The sequence below is a fragment of the Mucilaginibacter sp. P2_A4 genome, assembly GCF_056405015.1.
Genome location: NZ_JBFUCX010000002.1, coordinates 11296 through 33039 on the forward strand (window position 1 = coordinate 11296; position 21744 = coordinate 33039).

Consider the following 21744-nt stretch of genomic DNA (forward strand, 5'->3'; position numbering starts at 1 on the left):
TATGAACTTGATCAGCTATAACGAAAACAAACTTCCGATTGAAGATCTGGAAACCATAGGACTGGCCGCGGGAGGCCAGCTCCTGCTGAATGTCGATGACCTGAAAGCGCTGCTTTCAGGTCGCCGCACCGGCTTTTTGCAGTTGCATAACCTGCAGGCCGAGAATGTGCATATCAAAACCCTTGATGCCAAAATTTCTCTTGCACCTGATGAGAACGGTAAATTGGATTTGCTCATTCACCCGGTTTACCGCAAAGCAGTAACACCGTCATTCCTCGAAGACAACGAGGCAGAGCTGCTGCAAAAAGGGGAGGTAGAAAACTTTCAGAAAATTACCATTGATGACAAGGGTAATAAAAAAGAATTACTGGTGGAATATGATGCAGACACCCGTGAGTTCATCGTTTCAGATACGGAAAAGATCCTGGCACCGGATATGGTTAACGGCGAATTTCTGACACCTGCCCAGAAAGAAAATTATCGCAAAGGCAAGCAGGTAGAGCTACCCGACCATACCGTATTTAATTACTCGGGAAAAGATACCCTCGGTATCCGATCTAATAAAATTGCCTTAATAGCATCTATCCTGATCGATGGCGGTTTATCTTATGTTCTTTACAAAGGATTGAATGCCTTATTTAATAAAAAACGTGATGCTAAAGAAGCCGGGAAATTAAGCCCCGGTTATCATAACGCGGTGAAGGATATGCAAAATCAGCAAAGGCAGGGAATTCCGCAGGTTGAACGAACCGACCGTGCGGAAGAACAATCGCGCTAATGTGCGAAACGCTAAATGCTCTCGGCGTTCCCTTAGAAGTGCAGCATCTTTTTAACCTGCATGATGCCGTGTTTGATTATGGGGATAGCGTAGAAACTTATACGCCTGCCTCATTTTTTATCCCTGCCAGCCGTAATCTCTGGATCGCAGGTAACGAATCTGCCACAGAAGTTTTAATCAGTCGTTCGGCCATGGACTGCATCGCCTTTCTTTCCCTTAACCTGGTCAAATACCGGCAACCGGAAAAACTTTGTTTTATCGCCCTTGGCAACAGGCCGGCAAATGGACAGTTTAACTGGATCAGGGACAACTTCAAAAAACGAAAATATACATTGCTTTTTGAGGGTGACCTGACCGGCAGGGCCACAGACATTGTGGTTGCTGCCGGTTTAAAATCCCACCCGGTCAAGCTGCAATGGTCGGGTGAAACAGTAGTGGTATTCTGCAAAAACAGGAGCGTTAAATTTTCCGCAGATCAGCTTTCACTGAATACCTTTGAACTGGCCTTCTCCATCCGCACCGGCATCCGTACCCGTAAACCAATTCATTATTCCACTTTTTTAGATCAATTAAGATATGACACCAGCTAACGATATCGAGTTAAAGCCCGCCTATATCTGGGCTTTCCTTAAATGTTTGCCATTAATCTTGCTGGCGGTCACCTTCCTGCTATTGGCATGGTGGCTGTCGCATTTTTTTATCCTTTTCAGTCTTGCCGTCACTGGTGCCGCCTGGTACCGCATGCTTTACCTGCGCAGCTACACTTTCCATGTAACCCCTGAACTCATCCGCTTGCAGCATGGTATATTCAGCAAACGTTCCGATCAGGTAGAAATGTTCCGCATCAAGGATTACGTTGTTACGCAGTCTTTCTTTCAGCAGCTTTTTAAATTGATGGATGTCACACTGAAAACGACCGACCCGGAAAACCATTCCGTTTACATGTTCGGCATCCCCGAATCGGACATCATTGATACCATTCGCGAGCGGGTACAACGGGCCAGGCAGGACAATCATATCTATGAAATAAATTAAATTTTGCTTGGAATATACTAACGTAATTAGTAAATTTAACTATTGAAACGATATGAAAAATTTCATCCACCTCATCTTTACCTGCATGGTTTCTTTCTTTGCTTTTTGCGGCGCATTAAGTATGAAAGACAACCCTTGGCCGGGTTTTGCGGTTGCGTTTGGGATCTGGGGCATATTCCTTTGGCGTTACAATGTGCGTGCTAAACGCCATGCCATGAAACGCGAGTACGAAGAATGGATGTTCCGCGAATACATGCGGTCAAGGTCAGACAGCCACCGATAATACAACAATAAAAATTTTAATGTAAATTGGCCACATTATTACAGTGCTCAACACTGTATGTGATAAGGTTTAGGTTGAAGAGTCCCGGCGGCGAGCGTTCGGGACTTTTCTTTTTTAGCCCGATTCTTTTCCTGGATAACATCCAAATCCAACTCACTATTTACTCTCCTTTAAATTTCTCATTATGAACTTACACCAGGTTTGGATAGCGCCTGTCAGGCCTTCTATCCGCTATGTTTTTATATGCACAGCGCCGTGGCTAATCCTATTTTTTCCACTGGCCTTTGCAGGATATTATTTCCATACATTATTCACCATAAGCAGCTGGATATGCCTGCTTGCCTTCTTTTACCATGTTTTTCTATTGAATTCGCATAGCTATCTGATCACTCCTGAATACTTTTTAATAAGTAAAGGCCTGCTGAATAAGAAAGTGGAATGGGTGGAACACCTACAGGTAAAGGACTACGATATTCACCAGAACTTTTACATGCGACTGGTTGATGTCGTTAGTATCACCATTACCGGTAATGAACAATCCGCTGCGCAATTCACATTAAAAGGGGTTAGCAAATCAAAAATGAAAATTGCATTCAGCGGCATCATTGATTTTTTGGAGGTACGCAAAAACTATTATCAAAATATGCTTGATACCGCAGAAGCTCTGGCCGGTAAGGCCAAAGCCGAAGGCTTACTGTAACAATTGCTTTGTTAATTTTGATCATCTCTTACCCTCAAAAAAGCAAATGGATAAACTAAGAACAAGCGTTCTATATTTTGAATATCAGTTCCTTCGCCAAATTCCATGCACAATGTCAGTTCCTACTGATCCTGATATAGGCTAAATATAAAGTCCCTGCATACCACGTGCAGGGACTTTTTTTTGCCGTGCAACCACTTGGATAAATCTTTTAAATAGATTATATTTGCAACCACTTGTTAATTACAACTGCTTGTAAAACAACAGAGCTGGGTTAATTTATTTAAAAGTTATTATTATGGAAAATCATAGGTCATTCTGCCCCCTGAACCTGATCGTTGAGGTCATTGGCGATAAGTGGAGCCTGCTTATACTTCGCGATATGATGTTTGAAAATAAGCGTAATTTCAGGCAGCTCCTGCAAATGGAGGAGCATATAGCTTCCAATATTTTAACGGATCGCATTAACGCGCTGGAACGGGAAGGCTTGTTAACCAAAGCAGCTGACCCCGATCATAAGCAAAAGATCACTTACAGCCTGACCGAAAAGAGTATTGATTTGATGCCCATGCTGATCGAAGCCATGAAGTGGAGCGTAAAGTACGAGGCCGTTGATCGTGAAAAATATAAGCCTGCTGTGGATTTGGTTTCCGCCAGTCCGGAATTTCAGCAGAAAGTTGCGCAAGATCTGTTGGAAAAACATGTTGCTGCGCAGCTCAGCAAATAAAAAAAACATGTAAGAAAAAAATGCCGGTTTCATGAGTAATGTCCCGGCATTTTTTGTAAAGAAGTTACGTGTGTTAAATATTGATCGCTCCCTGCCCTGATGCGATCAGGTAGGCATCTTTCAATGCTTCGGAATATGTTGGATGTGCGTAGCTGATGCGGTACATATCTTCTGCAGTAACTTCGTATTCCATACCCACTACAGATTGTGCGATCACATCTGCGGCTCTTGGCCCGATAATGTGAACACCCAGGACTTCGCCATACTGCGGTGATACCAGCACTTTTACAAAACCATCTGTATCATTTGCCGCCCTTGCACGACCGCTTGCTGAATACGGAAAACTACCCTTATTGTACGCGATGCCCTTTGCCTCCAGTTCCTCTTCAGTCGCACCTACCGCCGCAACTTCAGGCCAAGTGTAAACTACGCCGGGGATAAGGTTGTAATTGATATGCGGCTTTTGTCCGTTGATTACTTCTGCCACAAATACCGCTTCATCTTCTGCTTTGTGCGCCAGCATAGCGCCTGCGATCACATCACCGATTGCATAAATGTTCTCCACGTTAGTCCGCAATTGTCCATCCACTTTGATCTTGCCATTCTTCTCGGTTTCCACGCCGACCGCCTTTAGGTTCAGCCCATCGGTGTAAGCACGTCTGCCAACCGCTACGAGGCAGTATTCGGCCGTAATCTCCTGCTCTTTTCCTTCCCGATCCTCAAACTTTACAATGGTTCTATCCCCGGAATTGGAAGCTGACTTAACCTTGCTGCCCAATAAGGACTTAATACCCAGCTTCGATAGCGTTTTAAAGAGCGCTTTTCCCAGCTCATGATCCATAGTGGGTATAAGTGTATCTGTATACTCGATGATGGTCACTTCTGTACCAATCCTAGCAAAGACCGATGCCATTTCCACGCCAATGACGCCACCGCCGATAATGACCATGGATTTTGGCAGTCCCGGCAATGACAATGCTTCGGTGGATGTGATGATCCTGTTTTTGTCGATCGTTACTCCGGGAATTGAAGAGGGTTTGGATCCGGTAGCGATAATGAAATATCTGCTTTCCAGGAGAACTTCTTTGCCATCACTACTTATCATTATATGGGTGCTGTCGACAAAACTTCCTAATCCTGTATGCACATCGATCTTGTTTTTCTTCATCAGGTAGCTTAGGCCTGAAACATTCGATTTCACCACACCATCCTTACGCTTGATAAATTGCTCAAAATTCAGGTTTAATCCATTATTCAGTTCGATACCGTGTACCTCAAACTCTTCCTTGGCCTTATGAAAATGCTCCGTGCTATCCAATAATGCCTTAGCAGGGATACAGCCAACATTCGTACAGGTGCCGCCCAGGGTACTGTACTTTTCAACGATCGCAACCTTATAACCAAGTTGTGATGCCCGGATAGCCGCGGTATATCCGCCCGGCCCAGATCCTATTACGATGATATCATATCGATTTTCCATAGTTGTTTTAGAAGAGGCAATTCAAAAAATATACCAATCGGTACATTGTGACAAAATTACAGGATATTATTTAATTGCTATGAATGTTTGATTATTACTATGCTGGCTTCTATTCTAGAATAATGCCAGTTTTTAACCGCTTGATAATAAATATATTATAATAAATCACAGATATTTATTAGGCGATATATCGTAAATCAACATTCGGATTACGATAACAGGTTTTCGGCAGTTGGTCTGAATCGAGGGAGTGTCGTACAATTTTGCTTTGCAGTGACAAAGAAAGTGAATTTACATAAAAATATATAATACCAATTGGTATATTTGCACCATGGAAAGTAACCCGTCGAAAGCTGAGCGCACCAGGCAGTTTATCATCGAGACGACAGCGGACATCTTCAATATGAAGGGTTTCGCCGGAACATCTATGTCCGATATTACTGAAGCAACTAAGCTGACTAAAGGCAGCATCTACGGAAATTTTGAAAACAAAGAAGCTGTTGCCCTCGCTGTATTTGATTATAATTCGAGTAAAGTAAGCAAGGCTATACAAGACCGGGTTAACAAGGCGGCAAATTATCACGATAAGCTGATTGCCTATGTCGAAGTTTATGACCGCTTTACCAGAGGCGCGTTTCCAAGAGGCGGATGCCCGCTGCTGAATACTGCCGTAGAGGCCGATGATACCAATAAGTTATTAAAGGAAAGAGCTGCAAAGGCAGTAAATCGGTTGAAAAATGGAATTCAGGAATATATCAAGAAAGGTATTGCCGCTGGTGAATTTAAACCAGATACCGATTATAACAGGATTGCCCTTTCCATCATTGCGCTGATTGAGGGCGGGGTAATGATCTCCAAAGTTACCGATAGCCAGGCTAACCTCGATCAGGTGATGAATACCGCATCAATTATTATCGGGCAAATTAAAATTTAAATTTTTTAAGCAATAATATACCGAACGGTATATTATTAAAAACGCTGTAAGATATAATTAATAACAACCCATTTACTTTAAAATACCGATTGGTATAAAAATGACTCCATTTCAAAGAAAGCTCCTCATCTTTACCGTGATCCTCGCTGCGATCATGGAATTAATTGATACGTCCATTGTTAACGTTGCGCTCTCTTATATGAGCGGTAACCTGGGCGCAACGCTGGAAGATACTTCCTGGGTTATTACTTCCTATGCGATTGCCAATGTGATCATTATACCCATGACCAGTTTCCTGACAGCTAAACTTGGGCGGCGTAACTATTACATCGGTTCTATCATCATGTTCACTTTGTGTTCACTCATGTGCGGGCAGGCGGAGAGCCTTTGGACCCTGGTCTTGTTCCGCTTTTTGCAGGGTTTGGGAGGAGGTGCCTTATTATCAGTATCCCAGGCGGTTGTTTTTGAATTATTCCCTAAAGAGAAACAAGGTATAGCCAGCGCGTTATTTGGAGTAGGTGTATTTCTCGGCCCTACTATAGGTCCAACATTGGGTGGGTTTATTACGGAACATATTTCATGGCCATGGATATTTTACATCAACATCCCAATAGGAATTTTTGCAGCCATATCCTGTTATTTTTTATTAACAGAAGCATCCATTAAAGTTGTCGTCAAGAGAATCGACTGGACCGGAATCGCTTTACTTGCCATTGGGGTAAGTACTTTGCAAACGGTTTTGGAAAGAGGCGAAACCGAAGATTGGTTTGCAACTGGTTACATCGTCTGGTTCACTGTAATTGCCATTATATCATTAGTCGCATTTATTATTTGGGAGCTCAAAATTGATTATCCGGTAGTAAACCTGAGGGTGTTAAAAAGCAAAACGTTGAGCATCGCCGCAATCCTGACTTTTGTAACTGGAATCGGCCTTTTTACATCTGTTTTTTTAACGCCGGTTGTTGCTCAACGTTTATTAGGCTTTACACCATCCCAAACTGGTTTGTTGTTATTGCCCGGAGCCCTTTTAGCTATTGTTGGCCTGATCATGTCAGGAAAGTTACTTCAATCCGGTGTCCCGGCGGTAGCAATTATTGCAGTTGGTTTCTTTTGTTTTATTTACTTTAACTGGCGGATGGCCCAGATAACCCTCGAATCCCCGGCATCGGAAATAACTTTTACCCTCGTATTTCGCGCCCTCGGGCTCGCTTTTTTAACCGTGCCTTTAACGGCTTTGGCCATATCCTCACTGGAACCGAAAGATGTGCCCCAGGGTGCTGCATTAAATAATATGATGCGGCAATTGGGAGGATCATTCGGAATCTCTATCATCAATACCTACTCATTTCAACGTATAGCTTCACACAGGGTAGATTTGATCACAAACATTACCCAAACAAACCCAAGGGTAACCGAAAGGCTCAACGCTTACACTGCTAACTTTCTCAAACATGGAATAGGCTTGCAGGACGCGAAACTTAAAGCTATGAAGTTATTGGATTTGACAATTGTAAGGCAATCTACGCTAATGAGCTACCTGGACAGTTATATGTTGATTGGGTTGCTTTTCCTGCTGGCTTTACCGCTTTTATTGTTTGTACTGAAAGCTAAAAAACCTGTTCCCGGGCAAATAATATCAGATCACTGAGATTGACCGGCATGATTGTGCTTTGCACGAAAATGAAATAGCGTAACATGTCGGTTTAAATATGAAATAAAGTAATATTTCATGACAAATAAACATGTAAATATCTGAATATAAATAAAATACATACCGGCATCATCTTGGAGAAGTGTTGGTCGGAATCGAATTAAAATAATTATTTAATAAACTAAAAAATCATGAAGAACAAAGTTTTAGTAACCGGTGGTACAGGTAACACAGGTGGGCATGTCATAAAAAATCTGCTGGAAAAGGGCATTTCTGTTAGAGCCTTAGTTCGCAAGATTGACGACCGATCTGCTGCTTTGAGCAACCTGGGGGTGGAAATAGTTGAGGGCGATCTTACTGATCTGGATTCGCTCAGTCGCGCAATGAAAGATATAAAAAGTGCATTTTTTGTTTATACTATTCGCGAAGCCGGAATACTAGATGCGACGGCATACTTTGCACAGGCAGCTATCGAAAACGACGTAGAAGCCATCGTTAATCTTTCCCAATTTGGTGCCAACCGTAATGTAAAAAGTCACGGTGCACAAAATCATTGGATCGCCGAGCGTATTTTCGATCGTTCACCGGTGCCGGTTACCCACCTTCGTCCAACACTTTTTGCAGAATGGTTTATGTACCAGGCAATGATCATCAAATCTGAGAGCAAATATTACTTACCTTTTGGCGACGCTAAGTTCGCGCCGATTGCAACCGAGGATATCGGTCGTGTTGCTGCTGCCGTATTGGCAAATCCCGAACCACATGCAGGACAACGTTATGATCTTTTTGGCCCTAAAATAATAGGCATGGCCGAGGCGGCAGAGATTTTCACCAGTGTTTTGGAAAGGAAAATTACTTATGTTCCTATTGACACTGAAACCTTTGTTGGTATACTTAAGAAATTCCTCAATGCCAGCCCTTATTTCATTCAGCACGTCACTTCCCTTGGTCAGGACCTGAAGGATGGCCGAGAAGCGGGAATGAACAACCTTGTTGAAGAATTAACAGGGGAAAAACCACTGCAAATGGTGGATTATATCATTAAAAACAAAGCTGCATTCGCTTAAACATTTGTGGGGAATAAGTTGATGCCGCGCGAGTTACTTCGGAGCGGCGTCATTTTCACCAGGCTAAAAAACTCGTTAATTTCATCATGCTTCAATATCTTAACAAACTGGAAGAGAATAGAAAACTATTGCTGGACCGTACGGAATATTTAACTGAACATCAATACAATTTGGTACCCTCTGGTGATAGCAATAATATCATTTGGAATATGGGGCATTTACTTGTTGTCAGTGAAAATATTTTGTACAAAGATTCCCCATTTCAACGCCCTGCCCCGGAATGGATAAAGCCACGATTTCAAAGAGGAACAAAGCCTGAAGATGTTGTAGACGACGATGAAATCTTTCTTATTCGTCATTCCCTAATGCAAACAGCGCGATTTTATAAGAAAACAATGGGTATCGGGGAGGCAACTGAGGAAACGGGTACCAACTCAAACAGCATCGTTCCAATCATAAGCGAAGAACGTATGCAGTTCTTATTATTTCACGAGCAAATTCATTATTATAAGATAGAGCGACTCATCCAATTAGTAATATAAAATAGTTGATGAGTATCAAATAAAGCTCCCGAAATAGTGGGGCATAACTGAGCTGGCAATTGTCACCAGGCATTGCCGGCCTATTATCAAGAACAATAAAACAGAATTCATGAAAAAAAAAGTTTTAATAACCGGTGCCACTGGTGTTACCGGAAAACATGCAATTGCTAATCTTTTGAAAATGGACATTCCTGTAAGGGCTTTAGTTCATCGCCTGGACGAACGTTCAGAAGCGTTGGAAGCACAGGGAGTTGAAGTAGTTGAAGGCGACTTATCCGACTTTAACAAGTTAGGTGATGTATTAAAGGACATACGGGCAGCTTACTACCTTTTCCCAATTCAGGTTCCCGGTATTATTGAATCAACCGCTTATTTTGCGCAGGCCGCCATTGAGAATGGAGTCGAAGCCATCGTAAACATGTCACAAGTTCCTGCAAGGAGGACCTCGATAAGCCACGGCTCTCAAAACCACTGGGTAGCAGAGAGAGTATTTGACAAATTCGGTATTCCGGTAACACATTTGAAACCTACATTTTTCGCTGAGTGGCTTTTATATTCCATTCGTTCCATCAAAACTCAGGATGCATTGATATATCCTTTCGGCGATATCGCTTACGCTCCTATCACAGGTGAAGATCAGGGTCGTGTTATCGCTTCTATCCTGGCTAATCCGGCACCGCACGCCGGTAAAACCTATCCGCTGTATGGCCTGGAGGAACTGACTCAGTATGAAATAGCCGATATGGTATCAGAAGTGATCGGACGTAAAATCACCTATAAACCTGTGGAAATCCCTGAATTTGAACCGATCTTAAGAACTGCGATGAAAGGGAACGACTATTTTACGCAACATATCTTAGCCGTAGCCCAGGATTGTCGTGACGGTTATTTCTCGGGAACCAATTCTTACGTCGAGGACATTACCGGTCAAAAACCAATGAGCATGATGGATTTCATCGTGAAATATAAAGCGGCCTTGGTGTAACGAAAGGTCCGCAAATGATCTCGGGATCCCGGGCACTTTTTCAGGGGCGAAGCACTACAATGTGCTTCGCCCTTTTCGCTGATATAGCTGTACCAGGAGCAATTTAAAATATCAACCATTGCTTTGCTGTGATTGCCTACGCCATTTAAAAGCGGCCTATCAGATGCTAAACAGCTTCATTTCGATTTTTTTTAGTGGAATTACGATATTACATAAGGTTTTAGCGTTAAAAAGTATATAACTGTTTCATAATCAATATAATACAATTTGGCATTGTTGTGGCTACCGTATTCCCGTCTGAAATGAACACAGGCCACAACAACTAAAGTATGCTTCCATTTGACGTACCAACTTATAACGAAGTCCCATCAGCATTGAAAGATGTCTATCAACAATTTCAAAAAACGCTGGGATTTATTCCGAATCTTTATGCAACCATTGGCTATTCGCCAAATACGTTAAATTCCTACGCCCAATTTACAGCAGAGCAAAGCAGGGGCACTTTCCATGCCAAAGAAAGGGAAGCTATTTACCTCATTGTCTCTCAAATAAACGGCTGTCATTATTGCTTGGCTTCTCATACGCGGTCAGCAATTAAAGTTGGCTGGACTGAGGAAGATACGCTTCAAATTAGAAAGGGCACCTTTTCAGACATTAAATGGCAGGTGCTATACTTGGTCATTAAGTCGGTCATTGATAACAAAGGCGCCGTTTCAGAGGATTTGCTTGAAAGATTTTTCAATCTGGGTTACCAGGAAGCAGCTGTAATTGACCTGATCGCTTTAATCATGGTCATGAGTTTAACTAATTATGTTTACCGCTTAACGCAGATACCTATTGATTATCCGCCGGCGCAGGAAATCTGAAGATTGCCTACTCACTTAATAAATCGAATACTTAAACAACCTTAAAATCATGAAAATTACAGTTAAAGACGGAACTGAAATCTATTACAAAGACTGGGGATCAGGTCAACCCCTGTTTTTTCACCACGGCTGGCCATTGTCAAGCGACGATTGGGACGCGCAAATGATGTTTTTTATTGAAAAAGGTTTCCGTGTTATTGCTCATGACCGCAGGGGACATGGCAGATCCGCGCAAACGGCCTCAGGCAACGACATGGATACCTACGCGGCAGATGTGGCCGAACTGACCTCATTTCTTGATCTTAGAAATGCGATCCACATTGGCCACTCTACAGGAGGTGGAGAAGTGATCCGTTATGTCGCAAAATATGGAAAAGAAAGAGTCGCAAAAGCAGTACTGATCAGCTCGGTTACACCGATAATGCTGCAGACTGAAAGCAACCCTGTTGGTGCGCCACTGGCAATATTTGACGATATCCGCCTGAACACCGCTACACGCAGGCAGGAATATTTCCAGGATTTCTCGATTCCTTTCTTTGGGTACAACCGCGAAGGGGCAAAAATATCGCAGGGAGTTCGGGATAATTGGTGGCGGCAGGCTATGATGGGTGGTATAAAAGCGCAATATGATTGCATTGAAGCCTTTTCAGAGACCGATTTTTCGGACGACCTGAAAAGTGTAAATATTCCTGTACTGGTAATGCATGGTGAGGATGACCAAATCGTCCCTTTCCCGATATCCGGCCAAAAGGCAATTAAATTACTGGAAAATGGATCATTGATCACCTACCCTGGATTTCCTCATGGCATGCCGACCACTGAAGCGGCAACAATTAATGCTGACTTATTGAGCTTTATCAAAGCATAATAGCCACATCAAATCGCCAGAAAGATTGATCTAAAGAAATCTAAAATGCCTTATCCCCACGGATAAGGCATTTTAGCTAAAACAAGCTGTTTGATTTGTTGGATTGTCATTGAAATAACAAATAAATATTCTGATTTTGTTTTGCAACTGGTTTTTATTTAGCTTTGGTTTGTGAAAGCGGTTAAGACATCAACTAAAACAATTGGAGAAATGAAGGAACTTGAAAACGGCGACAATTTCGATCAAAGCAAAAGAATGTCATCAGCATTTACAGCATCGACCGAAAATAGCAGGCAGCGACATATCAGTATCGAAGCAGAAGACTGGCAAACACTGCACGACCAGTATGAGCTGGCCAAACAGCAAGGTCTTTCAGACAAATCGGGCTGGTCACTCAGCATATCAGAAGCAGCAATGCTTGATTTCAGCGCCTAAATTTTTATCGATATGAAAACCGGAAGTGAAATACGAGCAAAGAAATCGGATCTGAGACCAACCAGCAACGATGGTCGTATGCGCAGGAAAATAATTGATTCAGCGATGAATATCTGCTTAACGGATGGTTTGCAAGCGCTTAGCATGCGTAGAATAAGCATGATGATCCATGCGACTGCACCGGTCATTTATCAATATTTTCAAAATAAAAAAGCCATAATAGCGGAACTTTCCACTCTTGGTTTTCGACGTTTGGTTCAAACGATGATCATGGCCCAGTCAGATTTACTTTCCCCTGAGCAAGAACTAAAAAAGGTTTGGCTGGCTTACTGGACCTTCACGCAAAATTACACGTCACTATACCGGCTGATGCTTGGTGTTGGGGCAGAAACAGCTGCGATCAGTTCCCATCTTTCAGAAATCAAACCCGTCCTCGATCTTGTAGGTAAAATAATCGGACGCCTGCAGGTGAATTGTGATTTGGATGAGCAGACCATACACAAAAACGCTTATCTCCTTTGGGCATTTGTCCATGGATTAACTTCCTTGAGGTTAAACCATGCCGCCTTAACTGAGAATGAATATCTGTCGGTTTTAACAGATAACATCGGATTATTCTGCGGAATTGATAAGCCCACTAACACTGAATATTTGCAAATAGCGATTTAATATCATCACAAAAAAATAAAATTAATTCTTATGAAACAAGACGTCACAACATTTAATGGGTCAGTTCCTCAAAATTATGAGGATTACCTGGGACCGTTCCTATTTGAAGGCTATGCAGCAGAACTGGCAGGGAGAATCGGCGGTAATGAGATCCACAGGGTACTCGAATTAGCAAGCGGAACCGGGCGATTGACCCGCCATTTGCTGGATAAATTGCCAGTAACTACGCAGATAATTGCCAGCGACCTGAATCCCGACATGCTGCAGGTTGCCAAATCAAAAATACAAGGTGATAACATCGCCTGGCAAACCGTTGATATGTTGAACATTCCTTATGGGGATGAATCTTTTGATCTGGTCGTTTGCCAGTTTGGCCTTATGTTGGTGCCTGATCACGAGAGGGCTTTGCAGGAAATCAACAGAGTGCTTAAAAAAGGTGGAAAACTGATTTACAGTGTTTGGGGCGACCTTAATGAAAACGGTATCTGGAAAATTGGCGCTGATACACTTAAATCTTTTCTTGGAATTGATCCGATCAGGCAGACCCCTGGCCCTTTTTCCATGCAAGACGAGAAAAATATCTTAGAATTGATGAAAAGCACAGGTTTTGAAAATACCAAAGTTGATGGGGTTCACTTGATCGGAGAGATCGATCAGGCCTCGTTAGCGGCAAAAGGCTTTATCCAGGGATTACCTGTATTTATGATCATCAAACAGCAGGATCCATCTCTTATACCGAAGATAGAAGCTGCTTTAACCGATGAGCTGGTCAAACAATTGGGAGATAGGCCGACGCAATCACCACTTTATACGCTTGTCTTTGAAGCAACTAAGTAATATTTAAAACATAGCCAGACAGGACTTCGATTTTAAGTTCTGCTTGGCGTTTTATTGATAGGTTAGCCCCATTTTTTTAATATTTAATCTTCAATGACAAACCCGGCAAAAAATTGGGTTCAATCCCACTTATTTTTTAGACGGTATTTTGTTGACCTTCCAATCTGCCGGATCAAAACATATAGGTAATAGCAACAGAAAATATCTTCTATCTGCTTCTCAGTAATCTCCACTACGTATTATACTGTGGGGAAGTATAACCTGTTCGAATGAAAAATAGGCATTTAGCCGTTAACTAAAATTAAAGAAATGGAAAATCACAGATCGTTTTCACCGGTAAACCTCCTAGTAGAGGCTATTGGTGACAAGTGGGCATTGCTTATTTTGAGGGATCTTATATTTGAGAATAAACAATATTTCAAAGAACTACTTTTATCAGAAGAAAAGGTCGCGTCAAATATACTTTCAAAACGCCTACAAAAGCTGGAGATAGATGGTCTTATCACTAAACAGGCAGATCCGGCGAATAAACGGAAAACAAGGTACAGATTAACACACAAAAGCATTGATTTATTGCCGCTTATTGTTGAATCAATAGCATGGAGTTTAAAATATGAACCGGTAAACAAAGAACGCTATAAACCGGCGGTAGAGATCGCGCTTGATGATCAGGCGGGCGAAAGACTACGCCATCGGTTGATCAAAGATCATCTTACAGCCTAAAAATCTTACCTCTTCGCAATAAATACGCAGAGCAGTGTAAGGTAGCGAAAAACTACAATCTGAAATTTAACGCAATGTATGGATACCATCCTTCGCTTGAATGGCCAGCCAGGAGCTGCAAAACGGTTAAACCTGCCGGCGCGAAGTAGATACCGCCTCCGGTACCCTGGTGCCATGAATCTGAATGTTCCCCGCTTATCCACACCCGACCAGTATCGTAAAAACCTGTAAGTCCAATTTGCCCAGGAATGATATAACTGGCAATATCCGCAACTTTTACTCTAAGTTGCAGGTTATTATACAAGATACTCTGCCCGGCAAAACGATTTTGCAAGTAACCCAATAAGTTGCCTTGCCCTCCTAAAAATAAGGATTGATAATATGAGGGCTTTCCAACAGTCAGCCCACCACCTATTCGGTTATATAAAATTACTGTGCCTGCTCTATTTATCTTCTGGTAGTAAGTAAATTCAGGTAAAAACTGAAAAAACGATTTTGAATAAGAATTCAGTGCGGTAAATTCTTGAAGTTTTAAAGAGAACTGGTAGCCGCTGGTCGGTAACAGCTTATCATTCCTTTTGTCACCTTCTAATCTTATTGTAATACCAAGATGAGCTTTGTCCTGGTTAACCGAAACGCTGTCATAATTATGTATTAAAGCGGGTTGATTTATAAACCGGCCGACATTAGCATTCGGAGCGGTATGATAAAACTGAAAAGATGGGCCGGCAGTAATCGCTGTGTTTGCGCCGAGGTGCCAGCGCAAAGCAGCATCCAGTTGGTAAAGATCGAACCTGGCACGGTAAAATCTGTGAAAATCGCCCGCTTTATCCAAGGAGGTATTGTTTCCTTTGCCAAAGAAATTCATCGTATTATCAGGCGCCTGTAAATAGGCCTGGAGAAGCAGGTCGGCTTTGCCAGCCGCTTGCAACCATTCACCATTATATTTTAACCTAAATGCTTCCGTACTGAATGAATGAGTGATGAGAAGCGACTGACGTGTAGAATAGGGAACTTTTCGGAAACCGTCGACCCCCGTGTATCTAACACCTACACCCAGCAGAAAACCATCATCTGCATTACCGGCAGCAGTTGCCAGCGGCATCCAGATGTTATAAAGATTTGTCGGTACGAATTTTCCGGCTACGGTATCCTTTTTAGTTAAATTACGGACCCTGCGATCAGAATTTGCAAAGTTCTTATCTTCACGAAATCCATAGACAGGCAGACGTCCCGGTGAATTTCTGATGTCATAAGTCTTTCTGCCAGTACTGTCAACGAAACGCATTTTGACCGGAGAATTTTTGTTGTCAATTACAATATGGTCATTCCCGCCGGCAAGATATATTCGGAGTTCCCGAGTAGTATCAGGATCAAAAACGCGGTCCAGCAACGAACCGGCAATTTGCCCGGCTTCATCTATTTTTTGTATTCTTACCCGCAGTGCTTTAGCAGATACGCTGGTTACAGTTATCTGTTCACTATTGTCTGTAGTCCGGATATCTACGATACGATTGATGAACATGTAGTAGCGCGACATAGCATCGGGAATATTGTCACGGCGTTTTTTAAGCTTGGTAATAAGCATATCATGTCTTAAGCGGTAGTTTTCAACAGGAAGGCGTCTTAATGCTGCCTCTAAAACATCGTCGGTCTCAGCCAGTACGAACTCATTCACCAATCGCATCCATTCTTTATAGGAGAATTGAGGATCTGAAAAATTCTTTAAAAACCGGGTTTTAAATAGGGAATACTTAACACTTGGAATATTCCCATCAAAATTTTCTAAAGATGGGTCCAGCCAAGGAAGTGACGCGATTGATGGGAACAGCCCCTGGGTCACATGAAATACCTGGTCACGATCACGAGGTACTGCAGCGTATTCCTTGCCATTGCCTGTTTTATTCACTTTCCAACGCCATTGATCTTCATGCCTATCCCAATCCCCAATCAATAAGTCCAGCATGCGGGCGCGAAGAAAGAGTTCGGCATCTAAACGGTTGTTGTTGTTTTTGACCAGGTCATGCTCCATTTTTTGTGAATTCTCGGACGGGCCCGCAGGCTCGCGCTGTTCCAGTAAACAAACCATGCCGGTGAATAGCTTATTGTATTTGCCCAGCAGGGTATCTGCGGCAATGACGCCGATTACGGGTTCAGCGTGCGGAACCCTTGCGGCCTGAGCAAGGGGTGGAACAATCAACGCAGAAAAAGGGTGCTGGCCACTAAGCTCATCACTGACCCAATCGACAACAAAAGTTCCCTGCAAATTATCCGGCAGTAGTTTGTCCGGTGTTTTTTCCACGCTACGCAACACCCATTCCTTGCCTGAAGCATCCTCCAACCGCAGTGCTTTAGATTCCATTCCGCCACCTTCCCGTATAGGTTTTAAACCACCATAAAGTTCGGAAAGCCTGATCACAGGAAGTTTTACGGGTGAAGACCAGTCCTTCCGGTAGTTCTCGCCGAATAGCATCCGGTGGAGCTTACCAACATCGTTATACTTGGCGTGCACCCTAACCGTAACGCTATCCGTTATCGTCGTAACTGTCGAACCTGTATGGCCCTGACACAATGCCTCTTGAAAGACGACTGTTAAAAAAATAAAAAGACTAAACTTGTAAAGTTTCATAGATCAAATAACTGAGGAATAATTTGTCAACGCTTTTATGAGTTCAGCAACGCGGAGATAATGGTAGTTATCATGGAACACCAAGAATTCCAATGAACTGGCAACGGTGCCTGTCATCCCCTGACTGGTGGATTTTGCTTTTTCATTATATACATCAACCGAATGAATTAATTCTTGCCTAATCTCCTTTATTTCAAGGTCATCAAAATCGAATGTGGGTTTTGTTCCCCGTGCGAAAAGATCAAGATTGATTTTGTGTCCTGCTGGCGCAAAGCCGTTTTCCCGTTCCAGTCGGCGATTACTGACTGTTACGACATGACCCATGTTCCAGATTACATTATTATTAAATCCCTCGGGAATAAAGTTGTACTGGGCTGTGGTTAGCCTTGATGTCATGTCAAGGAATTCTGACCGCTTGTGTCTTAGAATATTGAAGTACTCGTTCATTAATTTATAGTTGATGGTAAATTGTGCTCTTATCTTAGCCCGCCCATCTTATTTAACTAAAGTGCTTAGATTCACGGCCCCAAAAGATAATTGTTCTCATCAGACCTGTACTTAAGAAGGCTGAATGTAGTTTACAGGCAACGGGTTTCTAATTCCTAATAACATGCCATTATTTATTTATTTAAAAATCAAATACTTATAAAATTGCAGGTGTTTACTTGCTACGGTATTTCGTTTATCTGCAATAAATACTGCGATAAAACATCTTGTTGACAGCAAAGTCTTCCCATAAGGTGGGCAGACGAATCTTGAGTTTTCAATTGTAAAGTTTATTCCGATCCGTTTTTTGAGCTGTGCTTTAACGAAATATCGCATCTTTTTTTATGATGAAATGCTATAAATGATTGATTTACATGGTCATAAGGTATGGCATTAGTTTCGCGAACGGGTTTGGCAACTGCTATTACATTATGATTCACCCTTAACATTCAAGATTATGGAAGAAAATTCTTTAAAGATATCGGTTTGGCCCGCTTTTATTCATGCCAAGTGCCCGCGCTGCCGTCGCGGAGATATGTTCTCAAACAGCATGTATGGTTTTCATGGACAACATATGAATAATACCTGTCCCCATTGCGCCCTGACATTTGAAGTTGAACCTGGTTATTTTTATGTCGCAATGCTGCTAAGCTACGCCTTCAACGTCGCACAGATGGTTACAATAGCCATTATCGTCTCTGTATTTTCAGGAAGTGACAATCCATGGCTATATACAGTTATCATTCTAACGGTTTCTATTTTACTCTCACCATTCAATTTCAGATATTCAAGGGTTGTGCTGCTATTTTGGTTAACGCCGGGCATACACTACGTCGCTGCATTGAGCGCCAGCCGTACAGAAAGCAAAAGGGAAGATGAAAGTATTTCCACTTGAAATAGTCCGTTTCAGCTGCTTTTTCATCCTGCAGTCATTGTAATCCGACAAGTATGGAAGTAGCGGGAGGGGCATGCATTCGATTGTGATTGCTGCCGCTACTAATAATAAACATCATCCATTTACGATTTTATGTGGAAGATTCGTCAGCATGTGCTGCTTATTTCGAGAATCCTAAAGGCAATAGTTACTTTTAATAAAACACCAAAAGCGCCAGTTCTACACATTCTTCTCCAAGTAAAAAGTTCAGACAGGTATTCTTATTTAAGGGGTGGTATCCGCCTGTTAGTCATCTCAAAATCCTAAATTTAAAACCAGTTGCAAAATGCAATCGGAATTGATATTTTTGATCATGATTACTAAACAAAGCAAAGGTTTCTTTTTAGACGGTCTAAAAAACATTTTCAGTTACCAATTGAAAACCGGTTACAAAAAAAGTTCTTTTACGAAATATAGTAACGAAATAACAGCCCTTATCGTGGAAGGCGCTCAATAGTAATGAGTTAGTGCATGGCATTAAGATTGTCTTCCAACGTAAGATAGGGATCAGAATAAAAAGCAAATTATTCTGAATTAAAACGAAATAATTCATTAAAAATCAAAATCAATATCAATATGAACAACGAATCGAACACCACGGAAGCGGTAAAATTACCTGATCTGTCAATTGCCACATCGAAGATCCTTGCGATCGGTACATTCAATGAAAAAGGAATGGACATGCAAGCCCGAATTCCGGTAATGATCAAGGAAGTGCCTGCCACACTCCGCCTTTACCTGACCGGAGCTATTGAGTTCTGGTGGGTAAAACCCGATATCAGCGGCGCTGTGTTTGTCATGAATGTGAAAACCGTTGAAGAAGCGCACGAACTGCTGGAAAAACTTCCACTGGGCGTAGCAGGAATGATGAACTTCCAATTTGTCGAACTGGCGCCGATCAGCCCGCTTCGTTTTCTTTTGACAGACGAAGCTGATGCTTAAAAGCATTATCGGGTCTTTTGACAGAATTTTAGCTGCAGTTCAGGACCAAAGATCAAATAGGCAATTTTGATCATACTGTCCATCTGATTTATATCAGCAAAAGCTTACTTTTTAATTACACACTGGCATTATGGTCAGCAGAAGATGCTAAAATGATGTTCAGATCTAATATAAATATTAATCATGGAAAATAAAGTATTAATTACAGGAGCTACAGGCGCTACAGGAAGCAGTGCAATTAAAAAACTAATTGAACTTAATATTCCGGTACGGGCGTTGGTGCACAAGTTTGACGAACGTTCTGAAGCGCTGGCAGCTCAGGGGGTAGAGGTAATCGCAGGAGACCTTACAGATTTTAACGCGGTGAGTGCAGCTATGAAAGGAATTTCAAAGGCATATTTTGTTTATCCTGTGCAATCAGCCGGTTTATTGGAAGCGAGTGCTTACTTCGCCCAGGCTGCCCAGGAAGAGAAGTTAAGTCTCGTCGTGAATATGTCACAGCGTACCGCAAGGCGGGAAGCGGCAAGTCATGCTGCTCAGGGGCATTGGATCGCGGAACGTTTGTTTGACCGATCGGGAGTTCCGGTAACACATTTGCGTCCAACATTATTTCAGGAATGGTTGATGTATTTTGCCGCAGATATCAAGGCAAACAATAGAATATTATCTGGATTAGGCGATGCCCGATACGGATCGATCGCGGGGGAAGACATTGGCCGCGTCGTTGCTTCCATACTAGCTAATCCTGAAGGGCATGAAGGTCAGACCTATCCACTGTTCGGACCTGTAGAATTGACGCAATCAGATATTGCAGATATACTATCGGAAGTGCTGAAAAGAAAGATCACTTACGTTCCTCTGGAAATAGAGGCTTTCGCTGAAGTTTTAAAAGCGAACGGTTTTATTCCTTATACTGTTCAGCACCTGTCTGCAATCGCACAAGATTTTCGGGACGGATTATTAGAAGGTTTAAATGACAATGTTGAAGTGATCACCGGTCAGAAACCGATGGCGATTATAGATTTTATCCGTAAGAATCGCAGTCATTTCGAATAAGCGAACTTGATGATCAATGGGACAGACAACGACGGCCATTCATTATTCTTATATGCGAATAAAGAATAACAGTTATGATTTGGAATATATAGTCAAGATGTTTTGAGGAAACCTGTCTTGTATACTTAGCTATGAGGTCGTCACAATTTTGGACCCTATGGTATTGAATAAGACCATTTGTAAATTATAGTGAATATTAAATTATGAATCATGGAGAAAAAAGTTTTAATAACCGGTGCCACAGGTGTTACCGGTAAACATGCTATTGCCAATTTGCTTAAACTAGGCATACCGGTACGGGCGCTCGTTCACCAACTAGACGGCCGTTCTAAAGAACTGGAAGCGAAGGGGGTGGAAGTTGTCGAAGGAGATCTGTCAGATTTCAACCGGATTAGCGAGGTGTTACATAACGTTCGGGCAGCTTACTATTTGTACCCCGTTCAGGTACCAGGCATCATTGAATCGACTGCTTATTTTGCACAGGCTGCATTGGAGGAAGGCGTTGAGGCCATTGTCAATATGTCGCAGGCGCCTGCAAGGCGTGCATCCGTTAGTCATGCCGCCCAGAATCACTGGATTGCTGAAAATGTTTTTAACCAGTCGGGCGTTCCTGTAACTCATTTGAAACCAACGCTGTTCGCAGAATGGCTTTTATATTCAAATCGTTCTATAAAAACTCAGAATGCGATTTCATATCCTTTTGGTGATGTTGCTTATGCACCGATTACTGGTGAAGACCAGGGCCGGGTAATCGCGCAGATCTTAGCTAATCCGGCGCCGCACACCGGGAAGAGTTATCAACTGTTCGGCCTGGAAGAATTAACCCAGTATCAAATTGCAGATATGGTTTCGGAGGTAGTTGGAAGAAAAATCACTTATTACCCGGTAGACATTCCAGCATTTGAGCCTACGGTTAGAACAGCCATGATGGGGAACGATTATTTCACTCAACACGTTTTGGCGATTTCACAAGACGTGTTGGACGGCTATTTCTCCGGCACAAACAATAATGTGGAAGAGATTACCGGGAAAAAACCAATTAGTATGATGGATTTTATTATAAAAAATAAGGAAATATTGATGTAATCATAAGCAAAGGCTTAAAAGTTTATAAAGG

The 21744-nt window shown here is 42.3% G+C and carries 24 protein-coding genes; 21 read left to right on the plus strand and 3 right to left on the minus strand.

Annotation, left to right across the window (positions count from 1 at the left end):
- Position 1 precedes the first annotated feature (1 nt).
- From AC1DYB_RS04050 to AC1DYB_RS04075, 6 genes are all read left to right on the plus strand, one after another.
- Positions 2 to 778, plus strand: coding sequence for a DUF4099 domain-containing protein (locus tag AC1DYB_RS04050; RefSeq protein WP_477432659.1), 777 nt, complete (start codon positions 2 to 4; stop codon positions 776 to 778).
- Positions 778 to 1368, plus strand: a complete 591-nt coding sequence (locus AC1DYB_RS04055) for a hypothetical protein (protein ID WP_477432661.1) — start codon at positions 778 to 780, stop codon at positions 1366 to 1368. The genes AC1DYB_RS04050 and AC1DYB_RS04055 overlap by 1 nt, the downstream gene beginning before the upstream one ends.
- Positions 1355 to 1813: a PH domain-containing protein gene (locus tag AC1DYB_RS04060; protein ID WP_477432663.1), complete on the plus strand. Its 459-nt coding sequence runs from the start codon at positions 1355 to 1357 to the stop codon at positions 1811 to 1813. The genes AC1DYB_RS04055 and AC1DYB_RS04060 overlap by 14 nt, the downstream gene beginning before the upstream one ends.
- Before the next feature lie 52 nt (positions 1814 to 1865).
- Positions 1866 to 2096 carry a hypothetical protein gene (locus tag AC1DYB_RS04065; RefSeq protein WP_477432665.1) on the plus strand — a complete coding sequence of 77 codons (231 nt, stop codon included), beginning with the start codon at positions 1866 to 1868 and terminating at the stop codon, positions 2094 to 2096.
- A 184-nt stretch (positions 2097 to 2280) separates the two neighbouring features.
- On the plus strand, positions 2281 to 2796 hold the full coding sequence (locus tag AC1DYB_RS04070; RefSeq protein WP_477432667.1) for a PH domain-containing protein: 516 nt from the start codon (positions 2281 to 2283) through the stop codon (positions 2794 to 2796).
- 298 nt (positions 2797 to 3094) lie between these two features.
- On the plus strand, positions 3095 to 3523 hold the full coding sequence (locus AC1DYB_RS04075) for a winged helix-turn-helix transcriptional regulator (RefSeq protein ID WP_477432669.1): 429 nt from the start codon (positions 3095 to 3097) through the stop codon (positions 3521 to 3523).
- Positions 3524 to 3596: 73 nt separating this feature from the next.
- On the opposite strand, the gene lpdA is transcribed toward AC1DYB_RS04075, so the two are convergent.
- Positions 3597 to 5003, minus strand: a complete 1407-nt coding sequence (lpdA, locus tag AC1DYB_RS04080; RefSeq protein ID WP_477432671.1) for a dihydrolipoyl dehydrogenase — start codon at positions 5001 to 5003, stop codon at positions 3597 to 3599.
- A gap of 331 nt (positions 5004 to 5334) precedes the next feature.
- Between lpdA and AC1DYB_RS04085 the strand changes: the two genes are divergently transcribed.
- From AC1DYB_RS04085 to AC1DYB_RS04135, 11 genes are all read left to right on the plus strand, one after another.
- Positions 5335 to 5937 (plus strand): TetR/AcrR family transcriptional regulator, encoded by a 603-nt coding sequence (locus AC1DYB_RS04085; protein ID WP_477432673.1) that lies wholly within the window; start codon positions 5335 to 5337, stop codon positions 5935 to 5937.
- A gap of 100 nt (positions 5938 to 6037) precedes the next feature.
- Positions 6038 to 7585, plus strand: a complete 1548-nt coding sequence (locus AC1DYB_RS04090) for a DHA2 family efflux MFS transporter permease subunit (protein WP_477432675.1) — start codon at positions 6038 to 6040, stop codon at positions 7583 to 7585.
- A 194-nt stretch (positions 7586 to 7779) separates the two neighbouring features.
- Positions 7780 to 8655: an NmrA family NAD(P)-binding protein gene (locus AC1DYB_RS04095; RefSeq protein ID WP_477432677.1), complete on the plus strand. Its 876-nt coding sequence runs from the start codon at positions 7780 to 7782 to the stop codon at positions 8653 to 8655.
- A gap of 86 nt (positions 8656 to 8741) precedes the next feature.
- Positions 8742 to 9197, plus strand: a complete 456-nt coding sequence (locus tag AC1DYB_RS04100; protein WP_477432679.1) for a DinB family protein — start codon at positions 8742 to 8744, stop codon at positions 9195 to 9197.
- A gap of 109 nt (positions 9198 to 9306) precedes the next feature.
- Positions 9307 to 10182 (plus strand): NmrA family NAD(P)-binding protein, encoded by an 876-nt coding sequence (locus AC1DYB_RS04105; RefSeq protein ID WP_477432681.1) that lies wholly within the window; start codon positions 9307 to 9309, stop codon positions 10180 to 10182.
- Between the two features lie 329 nt (positions 10183 to 10511).
- Positions 10512 to 11048 carry a carboxymuconolactone decarboxylase family protein gene (locus AC1DYB_RS04110; RefSeq protein WP_477432683.1) on the plus strand — a complete coding sequence of 179 codons (537 nt, stop codon included), beginning with the start codon at positions 10512 to 10514 and terminating at the stop codon, positions 11046 to 11048.
- A gap of 49 nt (positions 11049 to 11097) precedes the next feature.
- A complete protein-coding gene (locus AC1DYB_RS04115) occupies positions 11098 to 11916 on the plus strand; it encodes an alpha/beta fold hydrolase (RefSeq protein WP_477432685.1) in 819 nt (272 codons plus the stop codon).
- Positions 11917 to 12126: 210 nt separating this feature from the next.
- Complete coding sequence (locus AC1DYB_RS04120; protein ID WP_477432687.1) at positions 12127 to 12351, plus strand: hypothetical protein; 225 nt, start codon at positions 12127 to 12129, stop codon at positions 12349 to 12351.
- 12 nt (positions 12352 to 12363) lie between these two features.
- Positions 12364 to 13020, plus strand: a complete 657-nt coding sequence (locus tag AC1DYB_RS04125; RefSeq protein WP_477432689.1) for a TetR/AcrR family transcriptional regulator — start codon at positions 12364 to 12366, stop codon at positions 13018 to 13020.
- Between the two features lie 30 nt (positions 13021 to 13050).
- Positions 13051 to 13857 (plus strand): class I SAM-dependent methyltransferase, encoded by an 807-nt coding sequence (locus tag AC1DYB_RS04130; protein ID WP_477432691.1) that lies wholly within the window; start codon positions 13051 to 13053, stop codon positions 13855 to 13857.
- A gap of 309 nt (positions 13858 to 14166) precedes the next feature.
- A complete protein-coding gene (locus AC1DYB_RS04135) occupies positions 14167 to 14580 on the plus strand; it encodes a winged helix-turn-helix transcriptional regulator (RefSeq protein ID WP_477432693.1) in 414 nt (137 codons plus the stop codon).
- A gap of 52 nt (positions 14581 to 14632) precedes the next feature.
- Here AC1DYB_RS04135 and AC1DYB_RS04140 read toward each other — a convergent pair whose 3' ends face one another.
- Positions 14633 to 17209 carry a BamA/TamA family outer membrane protein gene (locus AC1DYB_RS04140; RefSeq protein WP_477432695.1) on the minus strand — a complete coding sequence of 859 codons (2577 nt, stop codon included), beginning with the start codon at positions 17207 to 17209 and terminating at the stop codon, positions 14633 to 14635.
- A gap of 3 nt (positions 17210 to 17212) precedes the next feature.
- Positions 17213 to 17656: a DinB family protein gene (locus AC1DYB_RS04145; protein WP_477432697.1), complete on the minus strand. Its 444-nt coding sequence runs from the start codon at positions 17654 to 17656 to the stop codon at positions 17213 to 17215.
- 496 nt (positions 17657 to 18152) lie between these two features.
- Here AC1DYB_RS04145 and AC1DYB_RS04150 point away from each other — a divergent pair, with 496 nt between their 5' ends.
- From AC1DYB_RS04150 to AC1DYB_RS04165, 4 genes are all read left to right on the plus strand, one after another.
- A complete protein-coding gene (locus AC1DYB_RS04150; RefSeq protein WP_477432699.1) occupies positions 18153 to 18590 on the plus strand; it encodes a DUF983 domain-containing protein in 438 nt (145 codons plus the stop codon).
- 615 nt (positions 18591 to 19205) lie between these two features.
- Entirely contained in the window at positions 19206 to 19571 is a 366-nt protein-coding gene (locus tag AC1DYB_RS04155) for a hypothetical protein (RefSeq protein ID WP_477432701.1), read from the plus strand.
- Between the two features lie 183 nt (positions 19572 to 19754).
- A complete protein-coding gene (locus tag AC1DYB_RS04160) occupies positions 19755 to 20627 on the plus strand; it encodes an NmrA family NAD(P)-binding protein (protein ID WP_477432703.1) in 873 nt (290 codons plus the stop codon).
- 210 nt (positions 20628 to 20837) lie between these two features.
- On the plus strand, positions 20838 to 21713 hold the full coding sequence (locus AC1DYB_RS04165) for an NmrA family NAD(P)-binding protein (RefSeq protein WP_477432706.1): 876 nt from the start codon (positions 20838 to 20840) through the stop codon (positions 21711 to 21713).
- Positions 21714 to 21744 lie beyond the last annotated feature (31 nt).